This window comes from Vibrio paucivorans (assembly GCF_054053395.1).
Window position 1 is genome coordinate 268,765 of record NZ_CM133231.1, and the last position, 13,553, is coordinate 282,317.

General features: G+C 43.7%; 13 protein-coding genes. 6 read left to right on the forward strand and 7 right to left on the reverse strand.

The window, feature by feature from the left end:
- The first annotated feature begins 9 nt into the window (after window positions 1-9).
- On the forward strand, window positions 10-996 hold the full coding sequence (locus tag ACXABW_RS16345; protein WP_457526222.1) for a CobW family GTP-binding protein: 987 nt from the start codon (window positions 10-12) through the stop codon (window positions 994-996).
- A 64-nt stretch (window positions 997-1,060) separates the two neighbouring features.
- Here ACXABW_RS16345 and ylqF read toward each other — a convergent pair whose 3' ends face one another.
- Window positions 1,061-1,996, reverse strand: coding sequence for a ribosome biogenesis GTPase YlqF (gene ylqF / locus ACXABW_RS16350; RefSeq protein WP_252033978.1), 936 nt, complete (start codon window positions 1,994-1,996; stop codon window positions 1,061-1,063).
- Between the two features lie 321 nt (window positions 1,997-2,317).
- Here ylqF and ACXABW_RS16355 point away from each other — a divergent pair, with 321 nt between their 5' ends.
- Window positions 2,318-3,328 carry a DUF3080 domain-containing protein gene (locus ACXABW_RS16355; RefSeq protein ID WP_457526225.1) on the forward strand — a complete coding sequence of 337 codons (1,011 nt, stop codon included), beginning with the start codon at window positions 2,318-2,320 and terminating at the stop codon, window positions 3,326-3,328.
- Between the two features lie 75 nt (window positions 3,329-3,403).
- Here the strand turns inward: ACXABW_RS16355 and ppsA are convergent, their stop codons facing one another.
- Window positions 3,404-5,785, reverse strand: coding sequence for a phosphoenolpyruvate synthase (gene ppsA, locus ACXABW_RS16360; RefSeq protein WP_457526227.1), 2,382 nt, complete (start codon window positions 5,783-5,785; stop codon window positions 3,404-3,406).
- 155 nt (window positions 5,786-5,940) lie between these two features.
- Between ppsA and ppsR the strand changes: the two genes are divergently transcribed.
- A complete protein-coding gene (ppsR, locus tag ACXABW_RS16365) occupies window positions 5,941-6,774 on the forward strand; it encodes a posphoenolpyruvate synthetase regulatory kinase/phosphorylase PpsR (RefSeq protein ID WP_252033984.1) in 834 nt (277 codons plus the stop codon).
- A gap of 27 nt (window positions 6,775-6,801) precedes the next feature.
- On the opposite strand, the gene ACXABW_RS16370 is transcribed toward ppsR, so the two are convergent.
- On the reverse strand, window positions 6,802-8,571 hold the full coding sequence (locus ACXABW_RS16370) for a methyl-accepting chemotaxis protein (protein WP_457526230.1): 1,770 nt from the start codon (window positions 8,569-8,571) through the stop codon (window positions 6,802-6,804).
- A 185-nt stretch (window positions 8,572-8,756) separates the two neighbouring features.
- Window positions 8,757-9,170, reverse strand: a complete 414-nt coding sequence (gene arfB, locus ACXABW_RS16375) for an alternative ribosome rescue aminoacyl-tRNA hydrolase ArfB (protein ID WP_457526232.1) — start codon at window positions 9,168-9,170, stop codon at window positions 8,757-8,759.
- A gap of 36 nt (window positions 9,171-9,206) precedes the next feature.
- Here arfB and ACXABW_RS16380 point away from each other — a divergent pair, with 36 nt between their 5' ends.
- A complete protein-coding gene (locus ACXABW_RS16380) occupies window positions 9,207-9,806 on the forward strand; it encodes a beta-phosphoglucomutase family hydrolase (protein ID WP_252033991.1) in 600 nt (199 codons plus the stop codon).
- Between the two features lie 79 nt (window positions 9,807-9,885).
- Here ACXABW_RS16380 and ACXABW_RS16385 read toward each other — a convergent pair whose 3' ends face one another.
- Window positions 9,886-10,359, reverse strand: a complete 474-nt coding sequence (locus tag ACXABW_RS16385; protein WP_252033993.1) for an FKBP-type peptidyl-prolyl cis-trans isomerase — start codon at window positions 10,357-10,359, stop codon at window positions 9,886-9,888.
- A 12-nt stretch (window positions 10,360-10,371) separates the two neighbouring features.
- Window positions 10,372-10,998 carry a thiol:disulfide interchange protein DsbA/DsbL gene (locus tag ACXABW_RS16390; RefSeq protein WP_457526234.1) on the reverse strand — a complete coding sequence of 209 codons (627 nt, stop codon included), beginning with the start codon at window positions 10,996-10,998 and terminating at the stop codon, window positions 10,372-10,374.
- Between the two features lie 160 nt (window positions 10,999-11,158).
- Here ACXABW_RS16390 and ACXABW_RS16395 point away from each other — a divergent pair, with 160 nt between their 5' ends.
- Together ACXABW_RS16395 and ACXABW_RS16400 are read left to right on the forward strand one after the other, a co-directional pair.
- Window positions 11,159-11,776 carry an OmpA family protein gene (locus ACXABW_RS16395; RefSeq protein ID WP_252033997.1) on the forward strand — a complete coding sequence of 206 codons (618 nt, stop codon included), beginning with the start codon at window positions 11,159-11,161 and terminating at the stop codon, window positions 11,774-11,776.
- A gap of 108 nt (window positions 11,777-11,884) precedes the next feature.
- A complete protein-coding gene (locus ACXABW_RS16400) occupies window positions 11,885-12,487 on the forward strand; it encodes an outer membrane beta-barrel protein (RefSeq protein WP_457526237.1) in 603 nt (200 codons plus the stop codon).
- 88 nt (window positions 12,488-12,575) lie between these two features.
- Here ACXABW_RS16400 and ACXABW_RS16405 read toward each other — a convergent pair whose 3' ends face one another.
- Entirely contained in the window at window positions 12,576-13,541 is a 966-nt protein-coding gene (locus ACXABW_RS16405; RefSeq protein ID WP_457526239.1) for a hypothetical protein, read from the reverse strand.
- Window positions 13,542-13,553: the final 12 nt, after the last annotated feature.

The window sequence follows — 13,553 nt, forward strand, 5'->3', positions numbered from 1 at the left end:
GCGTATTGAATGGCAAACAAAGTGCCCACCAATATCATCACCGGTTTTTTAGGTGTTGGTAAAACTACCGCAATTTTAGAGTTACTTAAAAATAAGCCCGAAGGCGAAAACTGGGCGGTACTAGTTAATGAGTTTGGTGAGATCGGCATTGATGGTGCCATGATGACTGATCAAGGTGCTTTAATAAAAGAAGTACCAGGCGGGTGTATGTGCTGTACTGCCGGTGTTCCTATGTCTGTTGGCATCAATGCGTTGCTCAGACAAAAGCCAGATCGCTTATTGATTGAGCCAACCGGACTTGGGCACCCTAAACAAGTGATAGCCACATTAACCTCTAGTCAGTATCAACCTTATGTGGATTTGAAAGCGACAATCGGGCTACTAGACCCAAGAAATCTGAGCATTGAAAAGTACACGCAAAATCAGAATTTTAATGACCAACTGGCAAGTGCCGATGTGATTATAGGTAACAAAGTTGACCAATGTACTGTACATGATGTCGATGAGTTTAATGACTGGGTAACGAACCAAACACCATCGAAGGTATTTAGCAAGCTAGTTCAAAATGGCAGTATTCCGATTGAAGTACTCGATATTGAACGTATGTACGACGGAGCCTCAAGCCAAATTGAATCACACCATCACGCGCACGCAGAACAAGAGCCGCAGTTTGAATTACCGCCAGGCGAAAAATACATTCGCAAAGAAAACAAAGGGCAAGGTTACTTTAGTTGTGGGTGGCTGTTCGGTGCTGAGTATCGTTTTGATTTCGATGAGTTATTCTCAATGCTCAGTGCGCTTACCGCGGAACGAGTCAAGGCCGTCGTGAACACTAACAAAGGTTGCTACGCATTCAATGTAGCTAATGGTGTTGTGTCGGTTAATGAGTTGAGCTTAGAAGGGTTTGAGTCTCGACTGGAGGTGATTGATTCGCAATTGATGCCTTGGAGCGACCTTGAATCAATATTGCTGAAATTAGCGGGTATTGAACTTTAAGTTAATGGCGATAAAAAAGGGCGGACACTCAGTTCGCCCTTTTTCGTTGATGGTATCGAAATAATCAACGTTTGTTTTTTAGGTAGCGCTTTCTGCGTTCTTCTTTTTTCTTTGCTTTTTCTTCAGCCTTACGAGCGGCTTCTTCTTCAACTTCGATCAGCTCTTGAGTGATCATCTCTGGAAGCTCTAAGGTAACTTGACCCAGAATACCACCGCGAAGCTCGTGAAGTAGGATTTCAGAACACTTGTGGATGTCGATATGCCCGCCCGCACGAAGTGCACCACGTTTGCGGCCAATCGCCTCCATCAACTCAATGTCCGACTCTGGAAGCTCTTCGATTTGGTAGCGCTCTTTCAATAGCTCTGGGTATTGTTGAGCAAGGTATTCGACGGTATAGAATGCCACTTCATCATATTCCATCGCGGTGTCTTTTACGGCCCCTGTCGCCGCTAAACGAAAACCACTGTGTGGGTTTTCTACTTTAGGCCAAAGGATTCCTGGTGTATCAGACAACACAATACCGTTTTGCAGGTTAATTCGCTGCTGACGGCGTGTTACTGCCGGTTGGTTACCGGTGACAGCTATAGTACGACCAGCCAGTGAGTTGATGATTGTCGACTTGCCCACATTCGGGATACCCATAATCATGGTGCGAATGTTTTTACCAATCTCTTCACGGTGAGGCGCAAGTTTACGAACTAACTCCATGACTTTTTGAACTTCGTGCGACTGAGATGTGGTAATGGCAATCGCTTTTACATTGTGCTCTTTCTCAAAATGGTCAATCCAAAGTTGAGTCAATTCAGGATCGGCAAGATCACGTTTATTAAGCACTTTTACAACTGGCTTATCCCCCTTTAATTTTGCAATCATAGGGTTTTCGCTACTAAAAGGGATACGAGCGTCAAGCACCTCAATAATTACATCAATCTGAGGGATTGCTTCAGCAATCTCTTTTTGAGCCTTGTGCATATGGCCCGGAAACCATTGGATAGACATGGTGACAACCTTGAGCTTTTTAAGTTTGCGCTAATTGTAAGGGGAATTCGTTGAGAGTAAAGCCTTTGATTGACCTTAACCTAAGGTGAGGCTTTACCGTAAATGAATTCTTGGAGGAAATATTATGGTTTGTTGCAACAAATCACCGATTGGTGGTACGCGTAGTTTGAGTATGTTGTTGAAGGTCTTTGGCGGGTTTGCCCTAGGTATACTGGTGTTGATTTTCGTGTTCGGCTAGCGGTTTTTCGCGTTTCAGGGCCTCTGACACGCGAAATCGTTGGTAAGCTAATTAGAACAAACGGTGTTAATTGGAATAAACGAGTGCGTAAGCTAGCGACTAACATTTTCGTATTGACTAGCCTTTTTATATTGTCTGGTTGTGATAGCCCATCTCAAAAGATAGAAGCCAGCTTTGAAGATTACCTGCAAAGGCTATCAAATGTCTTAGAGGTTGATGCCCCAGAACCGCCGGCTACGACGTCCATTTCATTACCCGCTAAACGTGAACTAATGCATGATATTCCAGCCATCACTATGGGGTTATTGGACAGTTATCAGCTCAAAGCGTGTGGGTTGTTTCATCTCATAGCGGAGAAAAACTCGTCGCTCGGCAAAGTTCATGACAAGTTTCGTAACTTCGACTATCAGCTCAATTTTATTGATACTGCATATCAATGTTTAAGTGATGAATCTATTAGTTCTGAAGTCGCTTCTGAGCTCAATAGAGTTGCAGCGCTCAAGCAAAGTCAATTGATGCTCCATTTTGAAAACATGGTGTTTGGAGATGATGCAATGCGCAACCAACTACAAAGTAGTCGATGGTTGATTGAAGAGGATACTTGGAACTTAGGAACGTTATTGCCGGCCTTAACTGCAATCAACAAAACTCATATCTTGATAGCTAATACAGCTCCTGTTGATCCAATCAATGTGACCCAATATCAAGAGTCACTCGACAAAATAAGGCTAATTGGAGAGTTGAACTTCTCGTTGTTGCGTTCGTCACAATGGCTAGAGCGTATCACGATCTTGCTAAATGCTAATGATGCTCAAGTGATATGCCGCCAAAACCGCGACTCTACAAAATTTCGATACCTTCGCAATGTGTTTAACAACAATTACATTGCGCAGATCCAACCATACAGCGCTTTGTTAGATGGAGCTTATCTACAAGCGAGCCCACAGCTTACTTTTCTAACGCACCAATCGGGCTATGAATACTCATTACAGAACAATCATGAAAGATTTAGATTAGCGGTAAAGGCGCATGTGGATTATTGGCAACGGCTATTCAAGAGGTGCGGGGTTCCAATAGGTGCTTCAAGCGAATAGCTACTGTATTGATTCATAAATAAAAAAGCCTAGCGAAATCGCTAGGCTTTGAGTTTTTACATAAAATGGATTGAATTAGATTTCGCCTAATTTCAGCCAAGTATCGATAACGGTATCTGGATTCAATGACACAGAGCTGATGCCTTGTTCCATTAGCCACTTAGCCAGATCATCGTGATCCGATGGTCCTTGGCCACAAATACCCACATATTTACCCGCTTTGGTTGCCGCGTCGATCGCCATTTTCAGCATCGCTTTAACTGCTGGGTTGCGTTCGTCAAACAAGTGAGCAACATCGCCGGAATCTCGATCTAGTCCTAGAGTCAGCTGAGTCATATCGTTAGAGCCGATAGAGAAACCATCGAAGTACTTCAGGAATTCTTCTGCCAGTACCGCATTTGATGGTAGTTCACACATCATAATAACTTTCAGGCCTTGGTCGCCACGGCGCAGGTCAAACTTAGCGAGTAGGTCGATAACAGAAGCGGCTTCGCTTGGAGTTCGAACGAATGGAATCATGATTTCAACGTTCTTCAATCCCATTTCATTACGAACACGCTTGATAGCTTGAGTTTCTAGCTCAAAACAGTCTTCGAAAACAGGAGAAATGTAGCGAGATGCACCGCGGAAGCCCAGCATTGGGTTTTCTTCATGCGGTTCGTAACCTTGGCCACCAATTAGATTGCTGTATTCGTTTGACTTAAAGTCAGACATACGAACAATCACACGTTTTGGCCAGAATGCAGCTGCAATGGTCGCGATACCTTCAGTTAGCTTGCTAACATAGAAGTCGATAGGGTTGTCGTAACCACGGATGCAGTGACGGATCTTTTCTTGCAGCTCTTCGCTTTGTTGGTCAAAGTTAAGCAGGGCTTTAGGGTGGATGCCAATCATCTTGTTGATGATGAACTCTAAACGCGCCAGACCAACCCCTTCGTTTGGAATCTGAGCAAAGTCGAAAGCACGATCTGGGTTACCGACGTTCATCATTACTTTCGTTGGTAGCAGCGGCAGTTCATCAACCGCAGAACGACGGATTTCAAAATCCAGTTCGCCTTGATAAACATAACCCGTTTCACCTTCCGAACAAGAAGCGGTAACAACACTGCCATCGGTTAGAGCTGTGGTTGCATTACCACAGCCTACAATGGCTGGGATACCAAGCTCACGTGCAATGATCGCTGCGTGACAAGTACGACCGCCGCGGTTAGTGATGATCGCTGCCGCTTTCTTCATGACAGGTTCCCAATCAGGGTCAGTCATGTCTGTAACCAGTACATCGCCTTCTTTTACCAGTGACATTTGATCCAATGAGTCAACCAGTCGAACTGTACCTGAACCAATACGCTGGCCGATAGCACGGCCTTCAATAAGAACTTCAGCTTTGTTATTGAGCTCATAACGCTCGATGACATTTTGCTCACTTTGAGAACATACCGTTTCTGGGCGAGCTTGAACGATGTAGAGCTTGCCGTCGATGCCATCTTTTGCCCATTCGATGTCCATAGGACGCTCGTAGTGCTTTTCAATGATCATCGCTTGTTTAGCCAGCTTTTTGATCTCGTCGTCGTTCAGCGAGAATGCATTTTGCTCTTCAGACGTGGTGTCGATGATGTCCACCTGTTTACCAATCTCTTGGTTGGTTGAATAGATCATCTTAGTCAGTTTAGAACCAAAGGTTTTCTTAACGATTGGCGCTTGGCCTGCTTCTAGTAATGGTTTGTGTACGTAGAATTCGTCTGGGTTAACAGCGCCCTGAACAACCATCTCGCCTAGGCCCCAAGAAGAGGTGATGAATACCACTTGGTCGAAACCAGATTCAGTGTCCAGAGTGAACATCACGCCAGAGGAAGCTTTATCTGAACGCACCATACGCTGGATGCCTGCGGAAAGAGCGATGCCTTCGTGGTCAAAGCCTTGGTGAACACGGTATGAAATTGCGCGATCGTTAAATAATGAAGCATAAACGTGCTTAGTTGCCTCAAGCACGGCATCAATACCTTTCACGTTTAGGAATGTTTCTTGTTGCCCTGCAAAAGAGGCATCAGGTAAGTCTTCAGCTGTAGCTGAAGAACGCACCGCTACAGACAATTCTTCGTTGTCCTCAATAAGCGTTGCGTAGTGAGTACGGATATTTTCTTCTAGTAGGGCAGGGAAGGGTGCGTCTAGAATCCAATTACGAATAGTTGCGCCAGTTTCGCGTAGTGCATCTACGTCTTCTACATCTAGCTTGTTCAACAGTTCGTAAATTCGAGAGTTTAGTCCTTCATACTCTAAGAATTCATGGAAGGCAAAGGAGGTAGTCGCGAAACCATTAGGGACTGAAACGCCCGCATTAGATAGGTTTGAAACCATTTCTCCAAGTGAGGCATTTTTACCGCCGACTTGGTTCACGTCATTCATGGACAGGGTGTTGAACCAAAGGGTGTACTTTTGCATGTATTTCTCCAGAAACATTCAGCAAGTTTGTAGGGGGGAGCAAACGTTTACGTACATACCTAAAAAAATGTAATTATTTTGTAAGGCTGTGGGCTACGTAATAGAACACTCTAGTAAGTTATCGTTATTATTTTGTTATCTTACTCAAAAAAATTTTATGGTTTAAACAGAAAATGCAAACAGAAGTTCAAAGTCGTGATGTATTCTACGTTTCTGACGGTACTGCCATCACATGTCAAACGATAGGGCACACCGTTCTAGGCCAATTTCCCTTCTCTGTGAACCAGCAAACGTTTCCTTTCATCGAAAATGAAGACAAAGTTGAAGATGTTGTTAAAGAAATTGAGCGTTCCTATAACCAGAGCGGAGAAAAACCATTGGTTTTCTTTTCCATGGTTATACCTGAAGCAAAGCAGCGTTTATTGACCGCAAACGCACTGTTTTATGATGTCCTCGATACCATGGTGAACTTGGTTGAAAAAGACTTAAATCTAGAAGCGAAACCGAAACTGCAACGTTCGCACAGTGTTGGAAAAGATCACGAAGGCTATTTCGACCGTATAGCAGCGATTGAGTACACGTTAGCTCACGATGATGGCGTGTCTCTAAAAGGGTTAGAAGAAGCGGATCTCATTCTACTTGGAGTATCCAGAAGTGGTAAAACGCCAACCAGTTTATATATGGCCATGCAGTTTGGCCTGCGAGTCGTTAACTATCCCTTTATTGATGAAGATATTGCTAAGCTTAGATTGCTGCCACAGTTTGAAATCCATCGACATAAGTTGTTTGGCCTTACCATTGATGCATCGCGTTTAACTGAGATTCGCAGTAATCGCCTAGCAGGCAGTGATTATGCGAGTGCGGCTCAATGTAAGACTGAGCTCAATAGCGTAGAGAGTTTATTTAGAAGGGAAGCGATACCGTATATCAATACATCGAACATGTCGGTAGAAGAAATTTCCACCAGAATCCTAGAAAGAACGGGCTTGAAGCGTAGAATTTTCTAGCGTTCGAACCCGTTTGACTTTGGTTAACTACGATTTGTTGGTAGTGAACTCTGCAACAGCAACGTCCATGTCTTTGGCTTGACCAGACACTACATCCACTTCGGTTAAACATTGCTGAGCCGACTGCATATTGTTGTCTGATATGCTGTTGAGCTCAGTAATTGACTCACTTACCTGATTCATTACGATACCTTGCTCTTCAATCGCTGAAGCAATTCGTTCTGAGTTGGCTTGAATATTGTCCATATCTGAAATGATTTGGCTTAAGCTCTCATCCAGAGTTTGAGATGCCGACAACGTTTGTTGCCCTTGGTCGTTACATTTATCAATGTTCACCACAACCGCGGACATTTGGCTCTGGATCGCAGATACCACTTTGGTAATTTCTTCAGTCGATTGGTGTGTACGGCTAGCTAGAGCGCGAACTTCATCGGCAACGACCGCAAAGCCTCGGCCTTGCTCGCCCGCACGAGCGGCCTCAATCGCAGCGTTAAGAGCCAGTAGATTGGTTTGTTCGGCAATCTCTTGAATAATGTTGACTGCACCGCCAATTTTGTCGACATGTTCGTTCAATGACGAAATTGAGTGCTGACTTTCACCAAGAATATGAGAAAGCTCGTCAATATTTCGTACCGTTGATTCAACCACTTGGCGGCCATTTTGCGCATTCACAGAAGCCTGTTGTACCCCTTCAACTGCTACGGCGGTGCTTTCAGAAATTTCGTTAATGGTAGCAACCATTTCCTGCACCGACGTCGCCATAGTAGTGGTGTGGTCTGCTTGAACATGGAACTGCTCAATCACACCTTGTAGCTCGTTGTGCATGCTATTAGTACTGCTAGAAAGCTGCCCCGATTTCTCTTGAGTGCTAGAGATTAAGGTTTCGAGTTTATCCAACAAGCGGTTGAAGTAATTACCGATAGAGACTAATTCATTTTTACCGGTTAGATCAGCGCGCATACTGACATTATTCGTTCTCGCGATATCTTGGATAACGGATAGCAACTGAGCAACTTGCGTGTTGATTGAACGTGAGATCTGATAAACCAACGCAATGATCAACAGGATGACACCTACCGTAACCGCTTGCTTAATCATGAAGAGTCGTTCGCTCGATGCCGCTGTTTCTGATGTTAACGCTGAAGAAAAGCTCTTGAACTGCTCTTCTACTGTGTGGGATAAAGCGCGAGTTTGTCCTAACGCACCTTCATTATATTTAAGGCCAATTACAACCTTTTGGTTGACCAATGAACGTGCCGCCGTGATAAACGAACTCGCCCCAGGTGCGGTTACCAAAGATTCATTCAACTCACCTTTACGTATTAGGCGATCAAACTCAATCATCTTAACCAACTGAGTATCACTCAATGACGACTCGTAGGCTGCCATGGCAGAGTTATACGTTCCTAGTAAGTTTTGATCGGGTTTTAGGCCATGTGCAGCGTAGGCAGCGACCAAAGCTTGAAAGCCTTTTTGGTAACTAAGGATATCGGAACGTAACTGCTGGCTAGATGGAAGTTCGTGGCTGGTGAGAATGGTTGATAACTCAGATTCTAGAGATAAGAAGGTATCCATGTTTTTATCAAACTTGTCTAGATACTTCATATCTTTACGCAGTAGAAAATCTTTCTCGTTTCTACGCAAGTTTAAAAGCCGAATCTCTAACTGTTGTACTAAGCTAGTGGCTTTGTGAAGTTGTTCTGTAGTATGGGCAAATTGAGTCGTCGCTGTAACAAGTGCTATAACTCCGACAATGGCAATAACCCCTAATGAATACAGTTTTTGTTTGATATTCATAAGATTACCTAAGTTAATAATATTTAATGCATTATTTTAATTATGAAATAAGCGTAGGCATTAATTATATGAATATCAATAGATGGGATGGCTAGGAGAACGTTTGTTAGACGCTTTTCTCATATCTTTTTGTAACAAAACAAGTTTTTTGTTCAGAGTGCTGAACGAGTAACCGAAATTTAATATTAAAACTTGTATTTTCCTCTCAGCTCTTTGGTTGTCGAGCGTGTTTTCTTCGCTTTTAATCGGCGTTCTTTAGAACCTTTTGTTGGTTTCGTTTCTCTACGTTTCTTTTGTACCACCGTTGCTCCCCGTATTAGTTCGGCTAGCCGGTTTAATGCGTCCTCCTTATTTTGTTCTTGGGTACGAAACTGCTGGGCTCTAATGGTGATAACGCCTTCTTTTGAGATTCGGCTATCCCTTAATGCGAGAAGCCTTTCTTTATAGAAAGGGGGTAATGTTGAGTGAGCGACATCAAACTGTAGATGTATTGCGGAGGAAACTTTATTTACATTTTGTCCGCCCGCACCTTGAGCTCGAATTGCAGTGAGTTGAATTTCCCATGCTTGTATGGTGACAGTGTTTGATATTTTCAGCATACTGCTCGTACATCCAGAAGTTATTAGAGTACGAGAATGTACATTGATTTAGAGAAGTATCAAGGCCTCATTTTTGATATGGATGGTACCCTTATTGATACCATGCCTGCCCACCTCGAAGCTTGGTCTCAAACGGCAGAGCATTTCAAATTCCCTTTCACCAAAGAATGGCTTCACAGCTTGGGTGGAATGCCAAGTGTTAAAATTGTAGGCGAGATAAATCGTAAGCACGGTATGGCATTAAATCCGAGAGAGGTGTCTGAGTTTAAGATGTCGACATTCGCATCATTCGAAGATTTCGGTGCTATCATTCCTTGCACAAATCACGTACTAAATGAATTTTACGGTAAAAAGAAAATGGCGGTTGGAACGGGAAGCCAGCGCGACAGTGCAAATAGGTTGTTGGACACAACAGGTATCATTAATAAGTTAGACGCAGTTGTGACGGCGACCGACGTCGACAAGCACAAACCGGAGCCAGACACCTTTTTGTTGGCGGCTGAAAAACTCGGTTTAGAGCCACAGCAGTGCGTTGTGTTTGAAGACACCGCATTGGGGAAGCAAGCAGCGCATGCTGCTGGAATGGACTGTGTTATGGTCGAAGGTGATAAACTGGTTTTCTATCCATTGCCCTAGTAAACCCTTATTCAGTCAATATAAAAAGCCCCGCTTGATAAGCGGGGCTTTTATTGTCTTACTCATTAATGAGGCACTGTTACTGGATTTCTAGTAACTCAATATCAAAAATCAGTGTCGCTGAAGGTGGGATAGGGCCGGTGCCGCTTTTACCGTAGCCAAGTGTACTTGGTACGAACAGGCGAATTTTTTGGCCTTCTACCATGTACTGAACACCTTCTTGCCAGCCTTTAATCACTTGGTTAAGACCAAATGCTATTGGTTCATTACGCTCTACTGAGCTGTCGAACACAGTGCCATCGATTAGCGTACCGTGGTAGTGAACTTTTACGCGGCTGTTCGCGGTTGGGTGAACCGTGCCGGTACCTTCTTGAAGCACTTGATACTGCAATCCAGACTCAGTGGTGATGACACCTTCCTTTTGACCATTTTCAGCAAGAAATGCTTGGCCTTCTTGGAAGTTTACATCGGCAGCTTTGTGGTTAGTCCATGTGCGGTAAATGAAAAAGCCCGCTAGTAGGAAAATGATAATAGGAAAAGCAAACTTGCCCATGTTGTTGTGTCCTTAGTAGTTCTGAATTAAGTAGTTAATCGTTGCAGCAATGTCTTGCTCGTCTTTGTGGCCCGTTGTAATGACCTGATATTTACCATTAACAATGAAAGTTGGAACCGAGTTGATCTGCGCTTTCACTGAGATATCGTCAGCGACTTGCATGGCTGCAAACAGTTGTTTTTGTTGCTTTTCATCGAAATCGTATGGGCTGATCAAGCCGCGACTGGTGAATACAGTGTCAATTGCTGTTTTTTTCTCTTGCAGTGTCGCGCCGTCACCCATTTGCACAGCAGCAAACAATTCTTCCATCATTTTATGGTCTGGTGCTTTACCCAGTTGCATTTCTGCAGAGTAGTAGATCATTGCACCAATTTGAGCACTTTCGTTAAAGGTAACGTGTACCTTGCCAAATTTTTGGTTGGTTAGCTTTTCGAGCTCAGGGATGACAGCTTCCATTTTACGACAGTGACCACAGTTTAGTGAGAATACCTCTGTCACTGGCGGGAGGCGGTAAGTAGACAGGTTTGCTGGCAACTGCTCGAACTGTTTACCTTCGACTGGCAGAGAAGATTCAGAGCATCCAATCAGTGCAGTAACACTTAGGACTACCGTTGCAAACATCAGAGAGAGTTTTTTCATATAAATATACAAAGTAAAAGAAAGTGCCTAGATTCTAGCGGTTAAGGCTGTAATCGAAAACCGATATCTTTTAGAAAAGTGATTCGAATTATTTTTTGCTAAAGTTTCTATATCGGTGCCGATAAAGTCTATGTAAGTTGGAATACGAGACGGTGTGACGATGAAGTATTTATCTCTTTCTATGTTGTTACTATTAACTGGATGTGGAACGCTACCGCCAGATGCGATGCTATTTGGTGATAGTATGCTTGATACTGCGCCAAAGGGTGATATGGATGTGCGTCAACCAAGTTGGGGTGATGCTCCGAAAACATCGGTAGCTGGCGTGAAAGGCCCTATGGGGCAAGAGCGCACCACTAGCTATGACTCATTGCAGAGTTTCCTTCTTAAAAACGGTGTCGACTACGAAGTGTTACCGGGCAACCATGTCATGGTGAAGTTGAAAGATACAGTAAAGTTCGAAACCGGATCCAGTGTCGTTTCTCCTGACTCTTCATACTGGTTAGGTATGATGGGGCGCTACTTGGCGACAGAGCCGGGCATTGATGTTGTCATTGATGGCCACGCTGACAGCACGGGCACACCAAACTTTAACGATGGGTTGTCACTACGTCGTGCTAAGCAGGTGAAACAGACACTGGTAAGAAACAATGTGGCAATGGACTCAATATTCACTCGTGGCTATGGAGAATACGTTCCGGCGTGTTCAAACAAAACCAAGGCGGGTAAAGCCTGTAATCGCCGCGTAGAAGTGCTATTTATTGTTTCAAATAACTGATGCGTATTTCCTAAGCATTGTTTGAAATGTTTAGGAATAACCCAAATTCCAATACTCGTTAACAAAGCTGCTATAAATTGCCTACTTAATTAAGTAAATAGGTCATTTATGCAGCTTTTTCGTTTTTGTCTTCTTGCTTCAGTACTTGCTAGCCCAAGCCTCGCTCTCGCGTCTAAAACGTCCGACTACGTGTACGTTGGGTATCAAAACGCTCGCGTTAGTGACAACGGTTTCCAAGATTATTTTGAAGGTGCATACAATAACCAAGGGAGCAAAGATCTCTACGGTGTGTTTCTTGGCGGAAACCACGCGTTAAGTAACGGTTGGTTTGTGACTGCGGATTTAGAAGCGACTACTCGAAGTTCGACATCCGTATCTGATTTTAGCTTCGGTGCAGGGTACAGTTTTTCAACATCGGAAAGCCTTGAGCTTTACATTCATACTGGCGTAAATTGGGTGTCGGCCGAACGTCGTTCATCTTGTCGCAATGATGATTTGCTTGGCGCATGTGATCGTGAAGTGACAAACAATAAAGACACAGCCATGTATGGTGAAGTAGGTGGCGTATATTACTTGAATGACCGTTGGTCGATGCATCCTTCTTATAGTTGCAGTGATGTCTACAGTAACGGGATCAACAAGCTACAGGTTGGCAACGTATTTCGCCTAAGCTCATGGTTTTCATTAGAAGCGAATTACGGTTACATATAGCAAGCACCTAAAACAAAACAATATCCAACTCGGAGGGCGCTTTAGTTTCGATTAATTTGTAAACGCCCATTAGTTGGTTGCAGTGATATTAGTTTTCAGAGACTTTTTGGTAGAAATATCGCTGGCAGGTACGTTCGTCTAGTCGTTTGATTCCTTGAGCAACAATGGCGATCAGTATGACGGAGAAAATCAAGCGTCCCCAGAATATCGTGAAGAAGTCTGCTCCTATCAGTAGTATGAGCAAGGTATCTTCAATCAAGCTGTGGAGTAGATTCAATAGCATAATGGCCGTGAACACGTCTCTCGCGGGTATATGACCACGCTTGGCTTCGTTGATTAATAGCCCACCACCAAATGACAAACCTAAAGTGATTCCGATGATCGTTAGGTTCGTCGCTTCTTTACTGATCCCCAATAATCGTAGAAATGGGCGAAGCAGGATAGCCATCGCTTTTTCTATTCCGATAAGTTTCAAAACCTTCAATACAAACAACAGTAGAGAGACAACTGCAAAAATCATCACGAAGCTTTTTAATTGCTCTAATGCCCAAACCAAATAGCTAGGATCTTCAGCAAGGTCGGGTTGCCAAATAGTAACGGCCGTTTGGTTCAAAAGATCACCTGTCTCATAGGTGAAGTGCAGAATCGATGCGAGCAACAAGCTTCCGCCGACTCGAATAAGCAAAGTAACACTGAGATTTACTCCTGCTTTTTTCGCTATCGCTGCCTCGATTGGCAGTGAGTGCGCAAGTAACATCATGCTACCTAATATGGAGACTTGGGCGACGCTCAATGTTGCATCCATATTAATAAATACAACTAGGCCAGCGTAGATATTGGTGAGAATAGTTGTTGCCCAAACTAGCCCCATTTCCTTTGGTAGGCCAACCATTTCCATCACGGGTCCTAATGCGTTGCTTAGTAGCACAATGCCTCCAAACTCCTCAATGATCTTAATTGCGATAATAATCGGGATCATTATTTTGAACAGAGTGGTGGTGACATCAATGATTTCTTTAAATAGCTCGATAAAAAAGGTTCGGATGTGTGGCATGGATACGTCCTT